The organism is Sulfitobacter sp. HI0027 (assembly GCF_001634775.1).
Lineage (GTDB): Bacteria > Pseudomonadota > Alphaproteobacteria > Rhodobacterales > Rhodobacteraceae > Sulfitobacter.
In genome coordinates, this window is sequence record NZ_LWER01000386.1 from 1 (window position 1) to 774 (window position 774).

1 protein-coding gene and 1 pseudogene are annotated in these 774 nt (G+C 61.8%); both read left to right on the forward strand.

The window, feature by feature from the left end:
- On the forward strand, positions 1–160 hold a 160-nt coding region (gene tnpB, locus A3722_RS25370), incomplete at its 5' end, for an IS66 family insertion sequence element accessory protein TnpB (protein ID WP_150120544.1).
- Positions 161–220: 60 nt separating this feature from the next.
- Positions 221–774: pseudogene (locus tag A3722_RS17970) on the forward strand (IS66 family transposase zinc-finger binding domain-containing protein); the annotation flags it as partial.

A 774-nucleotide genomic window follows, 5' to 3' on the forward strand; every position in this document is an offset into this window, starting at 1 on the left:
GTCGCTTTATCTAAAGCGCCTGGAGGCAGGCAAGTTCATCTGGCCCGTGAGCCGGTCGGGCGAAGCGGTGCAGATATCGGCGGCGCAGTTAGGCTATCTTCTGGAGGGCATCGACTGGCGCAATCCTCGCTGGACACAACGCCCTGCAAAGGCTGGTTAATTCAGGCCAGAAAGCCTGTTTTTATTGGTGTTCCGCGGCCCCGGCTGGTAAATATCGGTCATGTCTAATGCCGCCTCTGAACTCGCCAAATTACGCGCTGCCCTGGCCGCCGCAGAGGCCCGTGCAGATGTTGCGGAAAGCGAGCTGGCGCAGGCCCGCGCGGTTGTCTCCTGCTCCGAGGCGATGATCCAAGAGCTCAAGCTCGAGATCGCCAAACTGCGCCGTGACAAATACGGTATCTCGTCAGAACGACGCGCCCGGCTGATCGATCAACTGGAACTGCAGCTTGAAGAGATGGAAGCGGCGGCCACCGAGGATGCCTTAGCCGCAGATCAAGCAAGCGAGAAAGCCAGCACGGTGCGCGCCTTCACGCGCCGCCATCCCGTGCGCAAGCCGTTCCCCGATCACCCGTTGCCCGGCAGTCGCTGCTTGCAGCGATGAGAGGGAGCCGCGCGAGCGGGTTGTTGTTGAGGCACCGGCCGCCTGCACTTGCTGTGGCTCGGACCGGATCGTGAAGATGGGCGAGGACATCACCGAGACGCTGGAGGTAATCCCACGTCAGTGGAAGGTGATCCAGACTGTGCGCGAGAAGTTCACTTGCCGGGCCTGCGAGA